The following is a 20,779-nucleotide window of genomic DNA, read 5'->3' as shown; positions in this document are numbered from 1 at the left end:
CGGCTCCTTAGAAATACCCTTGACGCTTTTTCAGCTCCATCGAGCCGGACTGATCGCGGTCGATCATCCGCCCCTGGCGTTCACTGGTGGTGGAGACCAGCATCTCTTCGATGATCTCCGGCAGGGTTTGCGCCTGCGAATCCACCGCGCCGGTCAGCGGCCAGCAACCCAGGGTGCGGAAACGCACCATGCGCTGGCTGATCACTTCCCCCGGCTGCAGATCGATACGATCGTCGTCCACCATCATCAGCATGCCGTCGCGCTCCACCACCGGGCGTGGTTTCGCCAGGTACAGCGGCACGATGTCGATCTTTTCCAGGAAGATGTACTGCCAGATATCCAGCTCGGTCCAGTTCGACAGCGGGAAGACGCGGATGCTCTCCCCTTTGTTGATCTGGCCGTTATAGTTGTGCCACAGCTCCGGCCGCTGATTTTTCGGATCCCAGCGGTGGAAGCGATCGCGGAACGAATAGATGCGCTCTTTGGCACGCGATTTCTCCTCGTCGCGCCGCGCGCCGCCAAAGGCGGCGTCGAAACCGTACTTGTTCAACGCCTGCTTCAGGCCCTCGGTCTTCATGATGTCGGTATGCTTGGCGCTGCCGTGCACGAACGGGTTGATGCCCATCGCCACCCCTTCCGGGTTTTTGTGCACCAACAGCTCGAAACCGTACTCCTTCGCGGTGCGATCGCGGAATTCGTACATTTCGCGGAATTTCCAGCCGGTATCGACGTGCAGCAGCGGGAACGGCAGCGTGCCGGGGAAGAACGCCTTGCGCGCCAGATGCAGCATCACGGAAGAGTCTTTACCGATGGAGTACAGCATCACCGGGTTAGCGAATTCAGCGGCGACTTCACGGATGATATGGATACTCTCCGCCTCCAATTGCCGCAAATGAGTGAGTCGTTTTTCGTCCATAACAGGTCCTTAAAAGCCTTGCCTATGCCAAATTCACGACGGCCGGGCGCGCGGCCCCTTCCGTCTGCGATTGATGCCCGAACCAGGCGATTTGATGGTGCAGTTCCACCACCTCGCCGATCACCAACAGCGCCGGCAACGGCGCCCGTTGGGCCAGGTGTTCCAATTGATCCAGCGTGCCGATCTGCACCAGCTGATCGGCGCGCGTGCCGCGGCTGATCACCGCCACCGGCGTCGCAGCGTCGCGGCCATGGGCGATCAGGCGTTGGCTGATGTCCGCCGCCTTCATGGTGCCCATGTAGATAGCCAGCGTTTGCCGCGCCCGGGCCAGATCGGCCCAGTCCAGGCCATCGCCGTCGGGGCGGCAGTGGCCGGTGATAAAGGTCACGCTCTGCGCGTGATCGCGATGCGTCAGCGGAATGCCGGCGTAGGCGGTCGCGCCCGCGGCGGCCGTGACGCCAGGCACCACCTGGAACGGAATGCCGGCGGCGGCGGCCACCTGCAGCTCTTCGCCGCCGCGGCCAAAGATGAACGGATCGCCGCCCTTGAGGCGCACCACCCGTTTGCCCTGCTGCGCCAGCTCCACCAGCAGCCGGTTGGTCTCTTCCTGGATCACCGAGTGCGCGCCGGCGCGCTTGCCCACGCAGATGCGCTCGGCGTCGCGCCGCACCAGATCGAGGATCTCGCCGCTGACCAGATGGTCATACAGCACCACGTCCGCCTGCTGCATCACCTGCAGCCCGCGCAGGGTCAACAGCCCCACGTCGCCCGGCCCGGCGCCCACCAGGGCGATCTCGCCCTGTGCGCCTTCATCGCCTGCGGCGAAGTGGTGTAAATCCTGCTCCAGCTGCCGTTCCGCCTGCGCCGTCTGGCCGTTGGCCACCAGCGTGGCGAAACGGCCGCCGAACGTTTTCTCCCAGAAACGGCGACGTTCGCCGATCGAAGCCAACCGCTGTTTGACCTGGCCGCGCCAGCGGCCCGCTACCTGCGCCATCTGCCCCAAACTGGCGGGCAATAACGCCTCCAGCTTTTCGCGCAGCAGGCGCGCCAGCACCGGCGCCTGGCCGCTGGACGACACCGCCACCACCAGCGGCGAGCGATCGATGATCGACGGGAAGATAAACGAGCAGCGCGGCTGATCGTCCACCACGTTGGCCAACACCCGGCGCTTATCCGCCTCGGCGAACACCGCGGCGTTCAGGGCGTTGTCGTCCGTGGCGGCGATCGCCAGAAACACGTCGTCCAACTGCTGCGGGTCAAAGCTTTCCCCCAGCCAGAGCACCCGCCCCAGCTGACGTTGTTGTTCCAGTTCCGGTGAGAGCGACTGCGCAACTATCCGTATTTCAGCCCCGGCGCGCTGAAGCAGATCGACTTTGCGCGCAGCCACGTCACCACCGCCAACGACCAGCACCGGACGTTGTTTCAGGTCGGCGAATATTGGTAGATAGTCCACAACAGCCTTTTCATATAACAGAAAGATAGTGTGACTATACGGGCTGAGATTTAGCCTCTGAAATGACGAAAAGGAATGATTAGTTCCTTTATGGAATATAGGCCGCAGCGCAGGAGGCAAACGGTGATAATCGAGGCGATGCTTTGCGCGTTCGCGCGAAATTAAGAGACAGGGAAATTGTGTAATGCCGCCCGGCGTCTCATACTGGGTGCCGCAGAAAAATGATCGGCAGCGCCGATAGCAAAGAAGGATTTTTCGGTATGTTTTCCCGTTTTTACCTGAAGACCAGCCTGCTGGCCCTCGCACTCGGCGGCGTCTTCAGCGTGTGTGCCGCACAGCCCGCCAAAGACGCGCCAATGGGCCGTTTCGCCGCCGAACAGACCCGCCACATCGCCACTTACTTCCCCGGCCGCATGGCGGGCAGCCCGGCCGAATTGCTCACCGCCGACTACCTGAAGCAGCAGTTCAGCAAGATGGGCTACCAAAGCGATATTCGCAGCGTCAATACGCGCTATCTCTACACCAGCAAAGACGGCAAGAAGAACTGGAACAACGTCACCGCCAGCTCGGTGATCGCCGCCCGCAACGGCGACAGCCCGAAACAGATAGTGATCGTCGCCCACTTCGACACCTATACGCCGCAGAGCGACGAAGATCTGGATAACAATCTCGGCGGCTTGACGCTGCAGGGCGTCGACGACAACGCCTCCGGCATCGGCGTGATGCTGGAACTGGCGGAACGCCTGAAGAACATCCCCACCGCCTACGGCCTGCGCTTCGTCGCCACCAGCGCCGAAGAGATCGGTTCGCTGGGGGCGCAGAACTACCTGCAGCGCATGAGCGCGGAAGAGAAAAGCAACACCGTACTGGTGATCAACCTCGACAGTCTGATCACCGGCGATCGCCTGTACTTCAACGCCGGGCGCAACACGCCGCCGCAGATGGCGAAGCGCTCCCGCGATCGCGCGCTGGATATCGCCCACCGCTACGGCATCGCCGCCGCCACCAACCCTGGCAATGCACAGCATCCGCAGGGTACCGGCTGCTGCTCCGATCAAGAGGTATTCGATGCGGCGGGCATCCCGGTGCTGTCGGTGGAAGCCACCAACTGGTCGCTGGGCGACAAGGACGGTTACCAGCAACGCGCCGTCAGCCCGCACTTCCCGCAGGGCGTCACCTGGCACCGCCCGCAGTATGACAACCTGCAGTATCTGGATCGCTACCTGCCGGGGCGGATCGATAAACGCAGCCGCGACAGCGTGCAGATCCTGCTGCCGCTGATCAAAGAGCTGGCGCAGGCGCACCCGCCGAAAGCGAAAAAGAAAAAGTAGCCCGCAAAAAAAACAGGGCCCAGCATTGCTGAGCCCTGTCGTGTGATTCGCCTCGTTTAGCCTTCGTGCAGACCGCACTCGCGCTTCAGCCCGAAGAAACGCGTCTCTTCCTCGCTCATGCCCGGCTCCCACTTCTGGGTGGTGTGGGTATCGCCTACCGACAGGTAGCCCTGCTCCCACAGCGGGTGATAGCTTAGTCCGTGCTCGGTCAGATACTGGTAAATCTTGCGGTTGTCCCAGTCGATGATCGGCAGGATCTTGAACACCCCGCGCTGCACCGCCAGCACCGGCAGATTGGCGCGGCTGCCGGACTGTTCGCGCCGCAGGCCGGCGAACCAGCTCTGCGCGCCCAGCGTCTCCAGCGCGCGATTCATCGGCTCAACCTTGTTGATCTGGTTGTACTTTTCAATCCCTTCCACGCCCTGTTCCCACAGCTTGCCGTAGCGCGCCTCTTGCCAGGCGGGAGACTGTTCGGCGCGGAACACCTGCAGATTCAGCTTCAGCTGGTCGGTCAGTTGATCGATAAAGCGATAGGTTTCCGGGAACAGGTAACCGGTGTCGGTCAGGATCACCGGGATATCCGGCCGGATGCGCGTCACCAGGTGCAGACATACCGCCGCCTGAATGCCGAAACTGGACGAGAGTACGAACTCGCCGGGCAGATGCTCCAGCGCCCATGCAACGCGCTGTTCGGCGCTGAGGGTCTCCAGTTGGCCGTTGACCACCGCCAATGCCAGCGCCTGCCCGGATTTGGGCAGCGCGTTCAGCGCCGCCAGATCGAATTCAGCCATGTTGTCTCTCCTGCTACTTGAAATTGCCTGTGCGGCCCCTCTGCCCAGAGGCCGCCCGGCCTCACTCCCAGAAATCCCGCGCCGGATCCAGCACCGGTTTGACGATGCCCGCGCGAACGGTGAAGTCGCCGAAGCCTTCGCCGGCGTTGCGCTCCTTCGCCCAGCGCCCCACCAGCAGGTCAATCTCGCTCAGGATCTCGTCTTCGTTGATGTTCTCGCGGTACATGCGCGGAATACGCGTGCCTTCGCGGTTGCCGCCCAAATGGAGGTTATAGCGGCCGACCGCCTTGCCCACCAGCCCCAGCTCCGCCAGCAGCGCGCGGCCGCAGCCGTTCGGGCAGCCGGTGATGCGCAGCACGATATGCTCGTCGCCCACCCCGTGCCGATGCATGATCCCTTCCACCTTGGTGACGAATTGCGGCAGGAAGCGCTCGGCCTCCGCCATCGCCAGCGGGCAGGTCGGGAAAGACACGCAGGCCATCGAGTTTTTGCGTTGCTCGCTGATCTGGTCGTCGATCAGGCCATGTTCGCGCGCCAGGGCTTCGATCTTCGCCTTCTCGCTTTCCGGCACGCCGGCGATGATCACGTTTTGGTTCGCCGTCAGACGGAAGTCGCCTTTATGGATCTTGGCGATCTCCGCCATACCGGTCTTCAGCGGGCGCCCCGGATAGTCCAGCAGGCGACCGTTCTCGATAAACAGCGTCAGGTGCCACTGATCGTCGATGCCCTTCACCCAACCGATGCGATCGCCGCGGCCGGTGAATTCATACGGCCGGATCGGTGCAAAGGTGATGCCGGCGCGCTTTTCCACTTCGGCGCGGAAAACGTCCACCCCGACGCGCTCCAGCGTGTATTTGGTCTTGGCGTTCTTGCGATCGGTACGATTGCCCCAGTCGCGCTGCGTGGTCACCACCGCTTCCGCCACCGCCAGCGTATGCTCGAGCGGAATGTAGCCGAACTCGCTGGCCTGGCGCGCGTAGGTTTTCTTGTTGCCGTGCTCGATGGACAGCCCGCCGCCCACCAGCAGGTTGAAGCCCACCAGCTTGCCGTTTTCGGCGATCGCCACGAAGTTCATGTCGTTGGCGTGCAGATCGACGTCATTTTGCGGTGGGATCACCACCGTGGTTTTGAATTTACGCGGCAGGTAGGTCGATCCCAAAATCGGCTCTTCGTCGGTGGTGGCCACCTTCTCCTGATCCAGCCACACTTCTGCGTAGGCGCGGGTGCGCGGCAGCAGGTGTTCGGAGATCTTCTTCGCCCACTCGTAGGCTTCCTGATGCAGCTCGGACTCCACCGGGTTGGAGGTGCACAGCACGTTGCGGTTCACGTCGTTGGCAGTCGCCAGCGCGTCCAGCCCCAGACGGTTCAGCAGTTGGTGCACCGGTTTGACGTTGCCTTTCAGAATGCCGTGAAACTGGAACGTCTGGCGGTTGGTGATGCGAATGCTGCCGTACAGCGTGCTTTCCTGCGCGAACTTGTCGATGCCCAGCCACTGCTGCGGGCTGATGACGCCGCCCGGCAGGCGGCAGCGCAGCATCATGGCGTGGCGCGGCTCCAGCTTCTGCTCGGCGCGTTCGGCGCGAATGTCGCGGTCATCCTGCTGGTACATACCGTGAAAACGGATCAACAGGAAGTTGTCGCCGTTGAAGCCGCCGGTCAGGCCGTCGCTCAAATCTTCGGCGATGGTGCCGCGCAAGAAGTTGCTCTCCTTCTTCATGCGCTCCGCATCGGCCAGTTTGCCTTCGACTACCAAAGGCCCGGGGTGTTTATCACTCATCAGTAAACATCTCGCTGATAACGGCGCTCAAGGCGCAGCTCACTTAAAAATTCATCTGCCTGCTCGGTATCCATGCCACCGTGCTCGGCCACCAGTTCCAGTAATGTGTTTTCCACGTCTTTTGCCATGCGATTGGCATCGCCGCAGACGTAAATGTGCGCGCCTTCCTCAATCCAGCGCCACACTTCCGCGCCCTGTTCGCGCAGTTTGTCTTGTACGTATATTTTATGTTGTTGGTCGCGGGACCAGGCCAGATCGATGCGGGTCAGCAAGCCGTCTTTCACGTAGCGCTGCCATTCGACCTGATACAGGAAATCTTCGGTAAAGTGCGGGTTGCCGAAGAACAGCCAGTTCTTGCCGCCGGCGCCGTCGGCGTCGCGCTGCTGCATAAAGGCGCGGAACGGCGCGATGCCGGTGCCTGGGCCGATCATGATCACCGGCGCTTCCGGGTTGGCCGGCAGGCGGAAGTTGTCGTTGTGTTCGATAAACACTCGCACGTCGCCGTCCTCCTCCAGGCGATCCGCCAGGAAACCGGAGGCGCCGCCGCTGCGGGCGCGCCCGTCGATGTCGTAACGCACCACGCCCACGGTGATGTGCACTTCGCTTTCGTTCTCCGCCTGTGAAGAGGCGATGGAGTACAGGCGCGGCGTCAGCGGGCGCAGCAGACCGACCAGCTGTTCGGCGCTCAGGTCCGCCGGCGCCTGACGCACCATGTCGACGATCGGCGTGTTGTGCGCATAGTGCTGCAGCGCGGCTTTATCCGCCAACAGGCCGATCAGCGTTTCATCGCGCGACAGCGCGGCGTATTTATCGACGATCGGCGTGGTGTTCTGCGTCAGTTCGAAATGGCTGCGCAGCGCCTGCGCCAGCGGCAGGGTTTGCCCTTCCACCTCGACCGGCTCGTCGCCTTTCAGCCACAACAGCTGCACCAGTTCGTCCACCAGCGCCGGATCGTTGTCGAACCATACGCCGAGCGCATCGCCCGGCTGATAACGCAGGCCGGAGTCGCCCAGATCGATCTCGATATGCCGCACGTCTTTATCCGACGCCCGACCGGTAATTTTCTGCTTAACCGCCAGTTGGGCGGTGAGCGGTTGTTCCTTGCTGTACGGGCTGCTGTCGATCAGATCGACCGCGCCGCTGGCCAGCACGCCCGGCGCGGCGCTTTCCGCCGGCGCGCGCGCCTTCAGCACTGACACCACCTGTTTGCGCCATGCGGCGGCCAGTTCCTGATACTCCACGTCGGCGTCCACGCGCTCCACCAGGCGCTCGGCGCCCAGTTCGGCCAGCTTGCCGTCGAAATCTTTACCAGACTGACAGAAATTCTCATAAGAGGTGTCGCCCAGCCCGAACACCGCAAAAGCGGTATCATTCAGCTTCGGCGCCTTCTTCGAGAACAGGAATTTATGCAGCGCCACCGCTTCTTCCGCCGGTTCGCCCTCCCCCTGCGTGGAGGCGACGATCACCAGCAGGCGCTCTTGCGCTATCTGTTTGAATTTGTAGTCGCCGGCGCTGACCAACGTGGCGCTCAGATTGGCAGCCAAAAGATCGTCTCGCAGCTGCTCCGCCAGGCGGCGCGCATTGCCGGTCTGCGATGCGGAAATGATGGTGATGCCGGCAGCCGCCGCTGGGGCGACAGGCGCAATGCCCACGGCTCCGGGCTGTTGATTGACCATTCCCCAAAAATAGCCGGACAGCCACGCCAGCTGCGTCGGCGAATAATCGCCGATCGTCGCCTGCAGGCGCGCCAGCTGTTCGGGCGTCAGCGGGAGCAAAGATGTTGGAGGAGCCTGAGTCGTCATTGCTGTACTTATTTCCTATACTTAGCGCCTTTGCTGCCAGGCGCGCGCCAGTGTCAGTCGCTGTCTCTTCGCTGCGTCGGGTGTGCGGAAAAGATCAGGAGAGTTTGTAAGGTTACCGAGCAGAATAGCAACGATTAAATAAGGGATAGCAATAAATCATAACCAAAATGACTAAGCTGTTTTTCCGGTAAGGGATAACGCTTAAACCGTTAAACAAAGTTTTTTATCCAGATGAAAATAAAGCACTTTTTTTCATCATTTTTTCACCGTTCAACATTTCGGCTCATAACCCCAGCCGATAGGTGCCGCAAACACCAAACAAAAAAAGTGTTAACCGGGCGCGTTGGCCGTGGCGGTAGACCATAACGGTATAAATGGCAAGCAGACGCGCTTTCCGGTACTATGCGGCGGTTTTTGAGTCAATGAGGCCGTAATAATGGCAACCACGCTGTTTAAAGATTTTCAGTTTGAAGCCGCACACCGTTTGCCGCACGTGCCGGAGGGCCATAAATGCGGCCGTCTGCATGGGCATTCGTTTATGGTGCGTCTGGAAGTGACCGGTGAAGTGGATCCCCACACCGGTTGGGTGATGGATTTCGCCGAGCTCAAGGCTGTGTTTTCCCCGATCTGGGAACGGCTGGATCACCATTATCTGAACGATATTCCAGGATTGGAAAATCCCACCAGCGAAGTGCTCGCCGCCTGGATTTGGCAGCAGCTCAAGCCCCAGCTGCCGGAATTGACGGCGGTGATGGTGAAAGAGACCTGTACTGCGGGATGCGTATATAAAGGTTAAAAGAAAGGGCGCCGCAATGGCGCCCTGATTTTAGGCGATGTTCAGATACTTGTGGGTCTGCATCGACAGCCGCCAGTTGCGCGCGATGCAGGTTTCGATGCACAGGCGGGTCGCCTCTTCTTTTTGGCTGATCGGCTGCAGCGCGATAATGCGGGTCTTGTCGTCCTGCAACGTCGCCAGCAGCGCATCCAGCGCCTCGATGTCGCGCTCACGCGCCACCGGATGTTTCACCTCGTCGGCGCGCCGCAGCGCCTGATCCAATACCTTCATGCCGCCGCGCATGTTCACCTTCGGCGAAACCGTCACCCAGGTGTTGGCGGAACAACGGATTTCGTGGGTGCCGCTGGTCTCAATTTGGCAGCTGTAGCCATGCTGTTCGAACAGCTCGGTCAGCGGCGTCAGATCGTAGATACAGGGTTCACCGCCGGTGATCACGACATGGCGCGCGGTGTAGCCCTGCTGGCGCATTACCGCCAACAGCCGTTCGGCGGTGGCGTTGCCCCAGGCGTCGCTCTCTTCTGTTTTGACCAGGATCCGTTGCAGGTCTACTTCCCGATGGGCTTCCTTTTCCCAGGTATGTTTGGTGTCGCACCAGCTGCACCCTACCGGGCAGCCCTGCAGGCGGATGAAAATGGCCGGCACGCCGGTGAAAAAGCCTTCGCCCTGCAAGGTTTGGAACATCTCATTGATCGGGTACTGCATCGGTTTCTCAATCTGGAAAAGTAAAAAGCGATTATCGCAGATTCCGGCCCGGCGACCAAACGGCCAAAAATGTATTAAATTTTATCCTCGGCGCCGCCGTCAGCATATCTCACCGCTAATGGCGTTCATTTAATTTGTTAACCGGCCTTCGGCATTTCATCGGCGGTGCAAGCTGCTCCACAGAAAACAACACGCAGTTAACAAATAAGATAATTATATTTGACATAAAGCGCCGACGCGCAGATGTATATACAAGCAAACACAAGCCGGGCGACAGTTCCGGCCACGTTCCATCACGACTACATCTGCGTTTAGAGGGTGCCATGACTCATTCCACCAGCGAGTTAAACATTCAACAGGCCATCGACGACAGCAAGTTTTCGCTGTTTCACTGGACACTGATCATTCTCGGGTTCCTGATCCTCGCCATCGACGGTTTTGATACCGCCGCCATGGGCTATATCGCGCCGTCGGTCGCCAAAGACTGGGGCATCGTGAAACAGGACCTGGGGCCGGTGCTGAGCGCCGCGCTGCTGGGGCTATCGCTCGGCGCGCTGATCGCCGGGCCGATCTCCGACCGCATCGGCCGCAAGCGCGTGCTGGTGTTTTCCTGCCTGTTCTTCGGCCTGTCGAGCCTGGCCACCGCCTACGCCGGTTCGCTCAATAGCCTGACGCTGTGGCGTTTCCTCACCGGCCTCGGGCTGGGAGCGGCGATGCCCAACGCCATCACGCTGATCTCCGAATACGCGCCGCAGCGCTGCCGTTCGCTGGCGATCAACACCATGTACTGCGGCTTTCCGCTGGGCGCGGCCGGCGGCGGCGCCATTTCGTCGTGGCTGATCCCGAACTACGGCTGGCACAGCGTATTGCTGCTCGGCGCCATCGCGCCGCTGGCGCTGACGGTGTTGCTGATCCTGCTGCTGCCGGAATCGGTCAAGTATATGGTTAACCGTGGACAGGAAGCGGCGAAGATCAAACGCATCGCGCAGCGTTTCGTCAGCCAGAGCCTCGACGGCGTGACGCGTTTTTACCTGTACGAAGAGAAGCTGGCGCAGACCAAGACCAGCATCGGCCTGCTGTTCAGTCGCCCTTACCTGCTCGGCACGCTGATGCTGTGGGTGACCTACTTCATGGGGCTGGTGATCTACTACGTGTTGCTGAGCTGGATGCCGATCCTGATGCAGGGCTTGGGCTATCAGCTGGAGCAATCGGCGATGCTCACCTCGCTGTTCACCTTCGGCGGCACGCTGGGCATTCTGGTGGCCGGCTGGCTGATGGATCGCTGGAATGCGCATAAGGTGGTCTCGAGCGGCTTTGTCGTCACCGCCCTGCTGATCGTGGCGATGGCCACCGAAGACAAGCAGATCGTGCTGCTTGGCGCCTTCATCTTCCTGATGGGCGTCACCATGAACGGCGCGCAGTCCGGCCTGCAAACGCTGGCGGCCACCTTCTACCCCACCCACAGCCGCGCCACCGGCATCGCCTGGATGCAGGGCATCGGCCGCTTCGGCGGCGTCGCCGGCACCATGATGGGGGCTCAACTGCTGGCCATGCAATGGGAAGTGCAGAGCATCCTGATGTTCCTGTGCGTGCCGGCGCTGATCGCCGCCATCGCGACGGTATGCAAGATGAGCCGCAAACCGACGCTGCAACCGGCCGCCTGATCCTTGCCAGCCCGCTCATGGCGGGCTTTTTTTCCTGCGGTGATAGGGGTTGTTTATCCTCCGCCGCCAACTGTAATCAGTCTGTAAAAATATTGTGACTAGCCGCCCAAAAATGAGTCATTTTTAATTCATTTTTGCCGAATAGCTCACTTTTCTCCGGCCTTGTGCACATGAGGCCGGCGATAAAAAAACGCATATCAACCTGATATAAAAAGAAAATAACTTTTTCTTATGCCACTTTTCAGCGGCAACTGGTCAGTGTTGCATATGCTTGTACATACAAGTATATGTTAATAAGCCCTACGCATTGTTATGCCGTGGTTCTCATCCCCACCGCGGCATGGAATCTGCACCGATACTGTTTGAGGAAAATGCTGTGACTACAAATAACAAAGTTCGCAATGTCGATGTACGCGCGCCACGCGGCACACAATTAAACGCAAAAAGCTGGCTGACCGAAGCGCCGTTACGCATGCTGATGAACAACCTCGATCCTGAAGTTGCGGAGAACCCACACGAGCTGGTGGTGTACGGCGGCATCGGCCGCGCCGCGCGCGACTGGGATTGCTACGACAAGATCGTCGAAACCCTGAAAACGCTGGAAGAAGACGAAACCCTGCTGGTGCAGTCCGGCAAGCCGGTCGGCGTATTCAAAACCCACAGCAACGCGCCGCGCGTGCTGATCGCCAACTCCAACCTGGTGCCACACTGGGCGACCTGGGAACACTTCAACGAACTGGATGCCAAAGGCCTGGCCATGTACGGCCAGATGACCGCCGGTAGCTGGATCTACATCGGCAGCCAGGGCATCGTTCAGGGCACCTACGAAACCTTCGTCGAAGCGGGCCGCCAGCACTACGACGGCAGCCTGCAGGGCCGTTGGGTGCTGACCGCCGGTCTGGGCGGCATGGGCGGCGCGCAGCCGCTGGCCGCCACGCTGGCGGGCGCCTGCTCGCTGAACATCGAATGTCAGCAGAGCCGCATCGATTTCCGTCTGAAAACCCGCTATGTCGATGAGCAGGCCAAAGATCTGGACGACGCGCTGGCCCGCATCAAAAAATACACCTCAGAAGGCAAAGCCATCTCCATCGCCCTGTGCGGCAACGCGGCGGAAATCCTGCCGGAGCTGGTGCGCCGCGGCGTGCGCCCGGACATGGTCACCGACCAGACCAGCGCCCACGATCCGCTGAACGGCTACCTGCCGAAGGGTTGGAGCTGGGAAGAGTATCGCCAGCGCGCTCAGACCGAGCCGGCTAAAGTGGTCGCCGCCGCCAAACAGTCGATGGCCGATCACGTCAAAGCCATGCTGGCCTTCCAGCAGATGGGCGTGCCGACCTTCGACTACGGCAACAACATTCGCCAGATGGCAAAAGAAACCGGCGTCGACAACGCCTTCGACTTCCCGGGCTTCGTGCCGGCCTACATCCGTCCGCTGTTCTGCCGCGGCATCGGGCCGTTCCGCTGGGCGGCGCTGTCCGGCGATCCGCAGGACATCTACAAAACCGACGCCATGGTGAAAGAGCTGATCCCGGATGACGAACACCTGCACCGCTGGCTGGACATGGCGCGCGAGCGCATCAGCTTCCAGGGCCTGCCAGCGCGCATTTGCTGGGTTGGCCTCGGCCAGCGCGCCAAACTGGGCCTGGCGTTCAACGAGATGGTACGCCGCGGCGAACTGTCCGCCCCGATCGTCATCGGCCGTGACCACCTGGATTCCGGCTCCGTTTCCAGCCCGAACCGTGAAACCGAAGCGATGAAAGACGGTTCCGACGCAGTTTCCGACTGGCCGCTGCTGAACGCCCTGCTGAACACCGCCAGCGGCGCCACCTGGGTTTCACTGCACCACGGCGGCGGCGTCGGCATGGGCTTCTCCCAACACTCCGGCATGGTGATCGTCTGCGACGGCACCGATGAGGCCGCCGAGCGCATCGCCCGCGTCCTGCACAACGACCCGGCTACCGGGGTCATGCGTCACGCCGACGCCGGTTACGATATCGCTATCGACTGCGCCCGCGAGCAAGGCCTGAACCTGCCGATGGTTGCCGCCACCCAAGGAGAAAAAGCATGAAAGCGCTGACTATTCGCCCAGGCAAACTGACGCTGGCCCAACTGCGTGATGTCTACCAACATCCGGTGACGCTGACGCTGGACGACAACGCCTATGCCCCTATCCAGCAGAGCGTGGCCTGCGTAGAGCGCATCGTTGAAGAAAACCGCACCACTTACGGCATCAACACCGGGTTTGGCCTGCTGGCTTCGACGCGTATCGCCCGCGACGATCTGGAAAATCTGCAGCGTTCGATCGTGCTGTCGCACGCTGCCGGCGTGGGCGAGCCGACCGACGACAATCTGGTGCGCCTGATCATGGTGCTGAAGATCAACAGCCTGTCGCGCGGCTTCTCCGGCATTCGTCTGGAAGTCATCCAGGCGCTAATCGCACTGGTCAACGCCGAAGTTTATCCGCATATCCCATTGAAAGGCTCGGTCGGCGCTTCCGGCGACCTGGCGCCACTGGCGCACATGAGCCTGGTGCTGCTGGGCGAAGGCCAGGCGCGCTATCAGGGCCAATGGCTGCCGGCAACAGAAGCGCTGGCCAAGGCCGGCCTGAAACCGCTGACGCTGGCGGCGAAAGAAGGCCTGGCGCTGCTGAACGGTACCCAGGTCTCCGCCGCCTTCGCGCTGCGCGGCCTGTTCGATGCGGAAGACCTGTTCGCCGCCGCGACCGTGGCGGGCAGCCTGACGGTGGAAGCGGCATTGGGCTCCCGCAGCCCGTTTGACGCGCGTATCCACGAGGTGCGCGGCCAGCGCGGCCAGATCGACGCCGCCCTCGCCTACCGCCACCTGCTCGGCGCACGCAGCGAAGTCTCCGACTCACACCGCAACTGTGAAAAAGTGCAGGATCCTTACTCCCTGCGCTGCCAGCCACAGGTGATGGGCGCCTGCCTGACGCAGATCCGCCAGGCCGCCGAGGTGCTGGAGATCGAAGCCAACGCCGTCTCCGATAACCCGCTGGTGTTCGCCGAACAGGGCGACGTGCTGTCCGGCGGCAACTTCCACGCCGAACCGGTGGCGATGGCCGCCGATAATCTGGCGCTGGCGTTTGCCGAAATCGGTTCGCTGTCCGAACGCCGCATCTCGCTGATGATGGACAAACACATGTCGCAGCTGCCACCGTTCCTGGTGGAGAACGGCGGCGTGAATTCCGGCTTCATGATCGCCCAGGTCACCGCCGCGGCGCTGGCCAGCGAAAACAAAGCGTTGGCACATCCATCGAGCGTCGACAGCATCCCAACCTCCGCCAACCAGGAAGACCACGTCTCCATGGCACCGGCCGCCGGCCGCCGCCTGTGGAGCATGGCGGACAACGTACGCGGCATTCTGGCGGTCGAATGGCTGGCCGCCTGCCAGGGCCTGGATTTCCGCAACGGCCTGAAGACCTCGGAAGGTCTGGAGCAGGCGCGCCGTCTGCTGCGCGAGCATGTCAGTTTCTATGACAAGGATCGTTTCTTCGCCCCCGACATTGAAGCCGCCAGCCAACTCTTGGCGGCCGGTCACCTGACATCGCTGCTGCCTGCGGCGCTGCTGCCTAGCCAGGCATAATCATCACACACTGAATCACGCAGTTTGTTCTGCCCCGCCGGGTGCGTTCCACCCGGCGCGGGCAGCGCGTGCCTGTTCGGCAAACACTTAACGGGAAGCAACATGCGTAACGAAACAACACAACTCAGACGCGGACTAAACGCGCGGCATATCCGTTTCATGGCTCTCGGCTCGGCGATCGGCACCGGTCTGTTCTATGGCTCCGCCGGCGCCATTCAGCTGGCCGGTCCGGCCGTGCTGCTGGCCTACCTGGTGGGCGGCGCGGCGGTGTTCATGGTGATGCGCGCGCTGGGTGAAATGGCGGTGCACCAACCGGTCTCCGGCTCGTTCGGCCACTACGCCAGCCACTACCTCGGCCCGCTGGCCGGGTTCCTCACCGGCTGGACCTACACCTTTGAAATGGTGATCGTCGCCCTGGCGGACGTCACCGCCTTCGGCATCTATATGGGGCTGTGGTTCCCGGACGTCGCTCAGTGGGTCTGGGTACTCAGCATCATCCTGTTTATCGGCGCGCTCAACCTGTGCAGCGTCAAGGTCTTCGGTGAAATGGAATTCTGGCTGTCGCTGGTCAAGGTCGCCGCCATCGTGGCGATGATCGTCGGCGGCGCGGCGGTGATGTTGTTCGGTTTCGGACAGACCCAGCACGCCACCGGCATCAGCAACCTGTGGCAACACGGCGGCTTTATGCCTAACGGCATCGGCGGCGTGGTCGCGTCGCTGGCGGTAGTGATGTTCGCCTTCGGCGGCATCGAGATCATCGGCATCACCGCCAGCGAGGCGAAAGACCCCGCCAAAGTGCTGCCGAAAGCGATTAACGCCGTGCCGGTGCGCATTCTGTTGTTCTACGTGCTGACGCTGACGGTGCTGATGGCGATCTACCCGTGGAACAGCATCGGCCAGAACGGCAGCCCGTTCGTTGAGATCTTCAGCAACCTCGGCATCAGCTCCGCCGCCAACGTGCTGAACGTGGTGGTGATCACCGCCGCCATCTCGGCCATCAACAGCGACATCTTCGGCGCCGGCCGCATGATGTACGGCATGGCGCAGGACGGCCAGGCGCCGCGCAGCTTCACCAAACTGACCGCCAGCGGCGTGCCGTGGATGACGGTGCTGGTGATGTCGGTCGCTCTGCTGCTGGCGGTAGTGCTCAACTATCTGATTCCAGAGAAAGTTTTCATGATCATCGCCTCGATCGCCACCTTCGCCACCGTCTGGGTATGGCTGATGATCCTGCTGTCGCAGATCGTCATGCGCCGCACGCTGTCGCCGGAAGAAGCTCGTCAGTTAAGCTTCCCGGTACCGTGGTGGCCGGTAGCGCCGGCATTGGCGACCGCCTTTATGGCGTTCGTCATCGGCCTGCTCGGCTACTTCGAAGAGAGCCGCATCGCGCTGTACGTCGGGCTGGTATGGATAGCCCTCCTCACCGTGGCTTACTGGCTGTGGGTGCGCAAGAAAGGCGGTGGCTCGCCGGTCACTGCGGCAACGCAGCAGATGTAGCGTTCGCTGAAGGTAAAACCCGCTGCAGCGGGTTTTTTATTGCGCCTGCGCCAACGCCTGCAGGATATCCGCCTGCAGATCGTCAAACGCCTCCAGCCCGGCGGACAGCCGCACCAGCCCCTCGCTGATATGGTGCCGTTTCCGCTCTTCCGGCGTGTAGGCCGAGTGCGTCATGCTGGCCGGGTGCTGCGCCAGGCTTTCGCAATCGCCCAGGCTGACCGCGCGCAAGATGAGCTGCAGCGCGTTGAGGAAACGAATGCCTGCATGCAGGCCACCCCGCAGCTCAAACGCCAGCATGCCGCCGGGGCGCGCCATTTGCCGCTGCGCCAACGCATGCTGCGGGAAGTTCGCCAGGCCGGGGTAATATACCCGCTCGACCGCCGGATGCTCCGCCAACATCTCCGCCAGGCGCTGCGCATTATCGCAATGACGATCCATGCGCAGCGGCAGGGTTTTCATCCCACGCAGCACCAGCGCGGCATCCTGCGCCGACAGTACCGCCCCGGTCATGTCCTTTAGCCCCTCCAGACGGATCGCCTCGGCCAACGCCTGACGCGTCACCGCGATCCCGGCCAGGAGATCCCCATGCCCGCCGAGGTACTTGGTCGCCGAGTGCACCACGATATCGGCGCCTAGCGCCAAAGGCCGCTGCAGATAGGGCGTACAGTAGGTGTTGTCCACCAGCAACAGCGCCTGATGCCGATGGGCAATCTCCGCCACGGCGGCGATATCGATCAAACGCATATTGGGATTGGCCGGCGTTTCGCAATACACCAGGCGGGTACGCGGTCCAATAGCCGCCGCCAACCGCTCCGGCCGGGTCAGATCAACGTGGGTTATCTTGACGCCAAAGCGCGCCAGACCATGATGAAAGTAGCTGAAGGTGCAACCATAGACGGTTTCGTCGACAATCAGCTCATCACCCGGTCTGAGCAGCGTCCAACAACACGCGGTGATCGCCCCCATACCGGAAGCGAACGCCACCGCAGCTTCCCCTTCCTCCAGGTTGGCGATGCGTTGCTCGAGCAGGTTTAACGTCGGGTTGGCGATACGCGAATAAAAGTACCCCGGCTCGGTGCCGGCAAAGCAGGCGCCGCCGTATTCCGCCGTGGGAAAAGCAAACGTAGAGCTCATAAACACCGGCGGAGACAGTGCCCCCTGATACCGCTGAGGATCGTAGCCGTAATGAATAGCCCGGGTGGCAAAGTCGTGGCCAACTGCTGTAGCGGACATAACACAACTCCTTACCTGAGTGGGTGAAGCTTAATTCGACGATTCATCTGGCAGGGCTGACGGCAACGCGCTGTCTCGCGTGCGCTGGCCGATGATTTGTAAAGTACGCAGCAGCAACGTTAACCCCAGCAGGGTATCCGGCTGCTTCAGCAAGGCGTACAGCGCGCGAAAACTGGCCGGTGGTGGATTCAACTGCAGCTCGCTGTGCGCCATCTGCAGCGCCGTTCCGCCTTCCCAGCCGAGGGTCACCAAACCTTCAAAGACGCCGGCTAATTTCTCCACCAGCGCGTTGTCGGCAATATCCACCACGTCCGACAACAGCGACAACAGATCGACCACGTTATCCAACCGGCCACCCGCCAGCAGCGGCTGCAGTTTCTCGAGCAACGCCGCCAATGATTGCAGGTCAGCCGCATGCACCGTGCTTTCCGTCATATCAGCCCCCTTACCGTGGCCCAGTAAAGGCCGCGGTTAAACCCATTGCGCAGCATGCCGCCCACCTTGGTGGCGGGCGTCGGCAGCACGTCGTGACGGTAGTCGTACACCAGCGGCATGCCGGCATTCAGCCCCATTTGCGCGACCGCCTGCACCTTGCCGTCATAATGGCTCACGGTTTGGCCCAGCCGCATTTCCGCCACGATGTTGTCGGCAATGACCGGCGCCTGATTATGGCAAGAGCCGCCGGCCTTGCTGACCGGCAAATCCACGGTATCGCCTATGACATACACGCCCTGCTGGCCGTAGACCTGCAGCGTTTGATGATCGGTCGGCAGCCAGCCTTCACCGTTTTGACTCTCGCTCAACCCTGTATTGCGCACCGCTTCGACTGCGCGAATCGGCGGCGTTGCCATCAGAATGTCGAACGACTGCTCTTCCCCCTCAGCGGAATAGGCGATGTTACGTTGGGCGTCTACCCGGCTGAGGGTAAACCCACGCTGGTGGAGAATGTCACGTGCGGCAAAAATGGCGGGCAACGCTTCGCCGGTCGGGCGCTGTAAAAACAGGCAGTTACGCAGCAGTTGAGAAATGGTTGGGTAGGTATAAACGATCTCCACCGCCTTGCGCACGCCGCGCCGCCGCAGGTAGTCGTCCAGCATCAGGGTGGTTTCGATCGGGGCGATGCCGCACTGGTGGGGCACGTTGGGCGTTTCAGGGAAGGACACGGTGATGAAAATGCGGCCTTTCTCGATCGTCGCCAGCTTATGCGCCAACTGCTGCGCGGCCTGATACTGGTAGAAATGATCGCCCGCCTGCGCCAACCCTTCGATGCGCTCTGGCCAGGGTACGCAGCCGGTGGCGAAAACCAGAAAATCATAGGAATAAAATTTACCGCTTTGTGTCGCTATACTTCGCTGTTTTAAATCGAAAGATTCTGCTTTATCAATAATAAACTGTATTTCAGGCCGCAATAAACTCCGCTGTGAGCGCGTAAGCTCCTGCTTGAAAAAAGAATTGAATGCCACATACATAAACGCCGGTTTGTAATAATGCAGCGGTGAATCCGATATCATTAATAACTCGACTTTATTATTAATAATTTCCCGGTGTAATTTTGCAGCCAATAAATTGGCCAGGATGGTGCCGCCGGTTCCACCGCCGACAATGATGATTCGTTGTCGCATCAAGCCCTCGCTCAACCGGCCAGCAAGCCGGCAGTATTAAGGTATGGTGATGTTCAAGGTCTACGGCAGAACGGCGAAAATAAACTGCCTTATTGGCAGTCTAGTAACGAATAGTTATAAAGCAAACAAAATGGGAATATAAAATAATCGCGTTTACTATCTTTAATGAAATTATCGGGTTAAACAAAACCACGCTTTCAATAAAAAACTTATTATTAAAATGACAATCATCACGAATTTAAAACATAAAAAAACCCGCCGCGGCGGGTTTTTATTTAGCAACCGAATCGGTCGAACTTACTGGCCTTTAACTTCTTTCAGGCCGTTGAATGGCGCACGGTCACCCAGCGCTTCTTCGATACGGATCAGTTGGTTGTACTTGGCAACGCGGTCAGAACGGCTCATGGAACCGGTTTTGATCTGGCCAGCCGCAGTACCTACCGCCAGGTCGGCGATGGTCGCGTCTTCGGTTTCACCGGAACGGTGAGAGATCACTGCGGTGTAACCGGCGTCTTTCGCCATCTTGATAGCCGCCAGGGTTTCGGTCAGAGAACCGATCTGGTTGAACTTGATCAGGATGGAGTTAGCGATGCCTTTCTCGATGCCTTCTTTCAGGATCTTGGTGTTGGTCACGAACAGATCGTCGCCAACCAGCTGGATTTTATCGCCCAGTACTTTGGTCTGGTAAGCGAAGCCCGCCCAGTCGGATTCATCCAGGCCGTCTTCGATAGACACGATTGGGTACTGTTTGGTCAGCTCTTCCAGGAAGTGAGTGAACTCTTCGGAAGTGAAGGCTTTGTTGCCTTCGCCAGCCAGCACGTATTTACCGTCTTTGTAGAATTCGGAAGCCGCGCAGTCCATCGCCAGAGTAACGTCTTTGCCCAGCTCGTAGCCCGCCGCTTTTACCGCTTCAGCGATAACCGCCAGCGCTTCGGCGTTGGAACCCAGGTTTGGCGCGTAGCCGCCTTCGTCGCCCACAGCGGTGTTCATGCCTTTGGCTTTCAGAACTTTCGCCAGGTGGTGGAACACTTCAGAACCGATGCGCACCGCTTCTTTCAGGGTTTTCGCGCCAACCGGCTGAATCATGAATTCCTGAATGTCGACGTTGTTGTCAGCGTGCTCGCCGCCGTTGATGATGTTCATCATCGGCAGTGGCATGGAGAATTTGCCTGGGGTGCCGTTCAGTTCAGCGATGTGCTCGTACAGCGGCATGCCTTTAGAGGCTGCGGCTGCTTTCGCTGCTGCCAGAGAAACCGCCAGAATGGCGTTGGCGCCGAAGTTGGATTTGTTTTCGGTGCCGTCCAGCTCGATCATGATCTTGTCGATGTTCGCCTGGTCTTTGGCATCTTTACCCAGTACTGCCTGAGCAATCGGACCGTTTACTGCAGCAACGGCTTTCAGTACGCCTTTACCCAGGAAACGAGACTTGTCACCGTCACGCAGTTCCAGCGCTTCGCGGGAACCGGTAGAAGCACCTGACGGCGCAGCAGCCAAGCCGACGAAACCGCCTTCCAGATGAACTTCGGCTTCTACAGTCGGGTTACCGCGGGAGTCGATGATTTCACGACCGATGACTTTAACGATTTTGGACATTA

Annotated in this window: 16 protein-coding genes; 6 read left to right on the top strand and 10 right to left on the bottom strand. The window is 60.4% G+C overall.

Annotated features, from left to right (window positions below; translation table 11 throughout):
• Positions 1-7: 7 nt before the first annotated feature.
• Both cysD and cysG read right to left on the bottom strand, forming a co-directional pair.
• The gene (gene cysD / locus ACRAWE_RS20415) at positions 8-916 is read right to left on the bottom strand and encodes a sulfate adenylyltransferase subunit CysD (RefSeq protein WP_004932620.1); all 909 of its coding nucleotides are present in this window, start codon (positions 914-916) and stop codon (positions 8-10) included.
• A gap of 22 nt (positions 917-938) precedes the next feature.
• Positions 939-2,369 (bottom strand): siroheme synthase CysG, encoded by a 1,431-nt coding sequence (gene cysG / locus ACRAWE_RS20410; protein WP_432525824.1) that lies wholly within the window; start codon positions 2,367-2,369, stop codon positions 939-941.
• 260 nt (positions 2,370-2,629) lie between these two features.
• On the opposite strand from cysG, the gene ACRAWE_RS20405 reads away from it, so the two are divergent.
• Positions 2,630-3,700 carry an aminopeptidase gene (locus ACRAWE_RS20405; protein ID WP_025159651.1) on the top strand — a complete coding sequence of 357 codons (1,071 nt, stop codon included), beginning with the start codon at positions 2,630-2,632 and terminating at the stop codon, positions 3,698-3,700.
• A gap of 56 nt (positions 3,701-3,756) precedes the next feature.
• On the opposite strand, the gene ACRAWE_RS20400 is transcribed toward ACRAWE_RS20405, so the two are convergent.
• The 3 genes from ACRAWE_RS20400 to cysJ form a co-directional block, all read right to left on the bottom strand.
• Complete coding sequence (locus ACRAWE_RS20400; RefSeq protein ID WP_016929052.1) at positions 3,757-4,491, bottom strand: phosphoadenylyl-sulfate reductase; 735 nt, start codon at positions 4,489-4,491, stop codon at positions 3,757-3,759.
• 61 nt (positions 4,492-4,552) lie between these two features.
• Positions 4,553-6,268 (bottom strand): assimilatory sulfite reductase (NADPH) hemoprotein subunit, encoded by a 1,716-nt coding sequence (gene cysI / locus ACRAWE_RS20395; RefSeq protein ID WP_432525822.1) that lies wholly within the window; start codon positions 6,266-6,268, stop codon positions 4,553-4,555.
• Positions 6,268-8,070, bottom strand: a complete 1,803-nt coding sequence (gene cysJ, locus ACRAWE_RS20390) for an NADPH-dependent assimilatory sulfite reductase flavoprotein subunit (RefSeq protein ID WP_432525821.1) — start codon at positions 8,068-8,070, stop codon at positions 6,268-6,270. The genes cysI and cysJ overlap by 1 nt, the downstream gene beginning before the upstream one ends.
• Before the next feature lie 436 nt (positions 8,071-8,506).
• Here cysJ and queD point away from each other — a divergent pair, with 436 nt between their 5' ends.
• Positions 8,507-8,866: a 6-carboxytetrahydropterin synthase QueD gene (queD, locus tag ACRAWE_RS20385; protein WP_004932638.1), complete on the top strand. Its 360-nt coding sequence runs from the start codon at positions 8,507-8,509 to the stop codon at positions 8,864-8,866.
• A 30-nt stretch (positions 8,867-8,896) separates the two neighbouring features.
• Here the strand turns inward: queD and queE are convergent, their stop codons facing one another.
• Positions 8,897-9,568 (bottom strand): 7-carboxy-7-deazaguanine synthase QueE, encoded by a 672-nt coding sequence (gene queE, locus ACRAWE_RS20380; protein WP_063918177.1) that lies wholly within the window; start codon positions 9,566-9,568, stop codon positions 8,897-8,899.
• A 323-nt stretch (positions 9,569-9,891) separates the two neighbouring features.
• Between queE and ACRAWE_RS20375 the strand changes: the two genes are divergently transcribed.
• The 4 genes from ACRAWE_RS20375 (at position 9,892) to ACRAWE_RS20360 (ending at position 16,329) form a co-directional block, all read left to right on the top strand.
• On the top strand, positions 9,892-11,232 hold the full coding sequence (locus ACRAWE_RS20375; protein WP_019455103.1) for an MFS transporter: 1,341 nt from the start codon (positions 9,892-9,894) through the stop codon (positions 11,230-11,232).
• A 376-nt stretch (positions 11,233-11,608) separates the two neighbouring features.
• Positions 11,609-13,300, top strand: coding sequence for a urocanate hydratase (gene hutU / locus ACRAWE_RS20370; protein WP_025159649.1), 1,692 nt, complete (start codon positions 11,609-11,611; stop codon positions 13,298-13,300).
• On the top strand, positions 13,297-14,832 hold the full coding sequence (gene hutH, locus ACRAWE_RS20365) for a histidine ammonia-lyase (RefSeq protein WP_432525820.1): 1,536 nt from the start codon (positions 13,297-13,299) through the stop codon (positions 14,830-14,832). The genes hutU and hutH overlap by 4 nt, the downstream gene beginning before the upstream one ends.
• Positions 14,833-14,934: 102 nt before the next feature.
• Positions 14,935-16,329 carry an amino acid permease gene (locus ACRAWE_RS20360; RefSeq protein WP_025159648.1) on the top strand — a complete coding sequence of 465 codons (1,395 nt, stop codon included), beginning with the start codon at positions 14,935-14,937 and terminating at the stop codon, positions 16,327-16,329.
• A 36-nt stretch (positions 16,330-16,365) separates the two neighbouring features.
• Here ACRAWE_RS20360 and ACRAWE_RS20355 read toward each other — a convergent pair whose 3' ends face one another.
• From ACRAWE_RS20355 to eno, 4 genes are all read right to left on the bottom strand, one after another.
• Positions 16,366-17,562, bottom strand: coding sequence for a methionine gamma-lyase (locus tag ACRAWE_RS20355; RefSeq protein ID WP_063918176.1), 1,197 nt, complete (start codon positions 17,560-17,562; stop codon positions 16,366-16,368).
• A 30-nt stretch (positions 17,563-17,592) separates the two neighbouring features.
• Positions 17,593-17,997: a hypothetical protein gene (locus ACRAWE_RS20350; RefSeq protein ID WP_080286892.1), complete on the bottom strand. Its 405-nt coding sequence runs from the start codon at positions 17,995-17,997 to the stop codon at positions 17,593-17,595.
• Positions 17,994-19,184: an NAD(P)/FAD-dependent oxidoreductase gene (locus ACRAWE_RS20345; protein WP_049242070.1), complete on the bottom strand. Its 1,191-nt coding sequence runs from the start codon at positions 19,182-19,184 to the stop codon at positions 17,994-17,996. Before ACRAWE_RS20345 ends, ACRAWE_RS20350 begins: the two co-directional genes overlap by 4 nt.
• 297 nt (positions 19,185-19,481) lie before the next feature.
• Positions 19,482-20,777, bottom strand: coding sequence for a phosphopyruvate hydratase (gene eno, locus ACRAWE_RS20340; RefSeq protein ID WP_004932670.1), 1,296 nt, complete (start codon positions 20,775-20,777; stop codon positions 19,482-19,484).
• Positions 20,778-20,779: the final 2 nt, after the last annotated feature.

The sequence above is a fragment of the Serratia sp. BFP-2025 genome, assembly GCF_050880365.1.
Classification (GTDB): domain Bacteria; phylum Pseudomonadota; class Gammaproteobacteria; order Enterobacterales; family Enterobacteriaceae; genus Serratia; species Serratia surfactantfaciens.
This window is presented reverse-complemented; position numbering and strand designations above follow the sequence as displayed.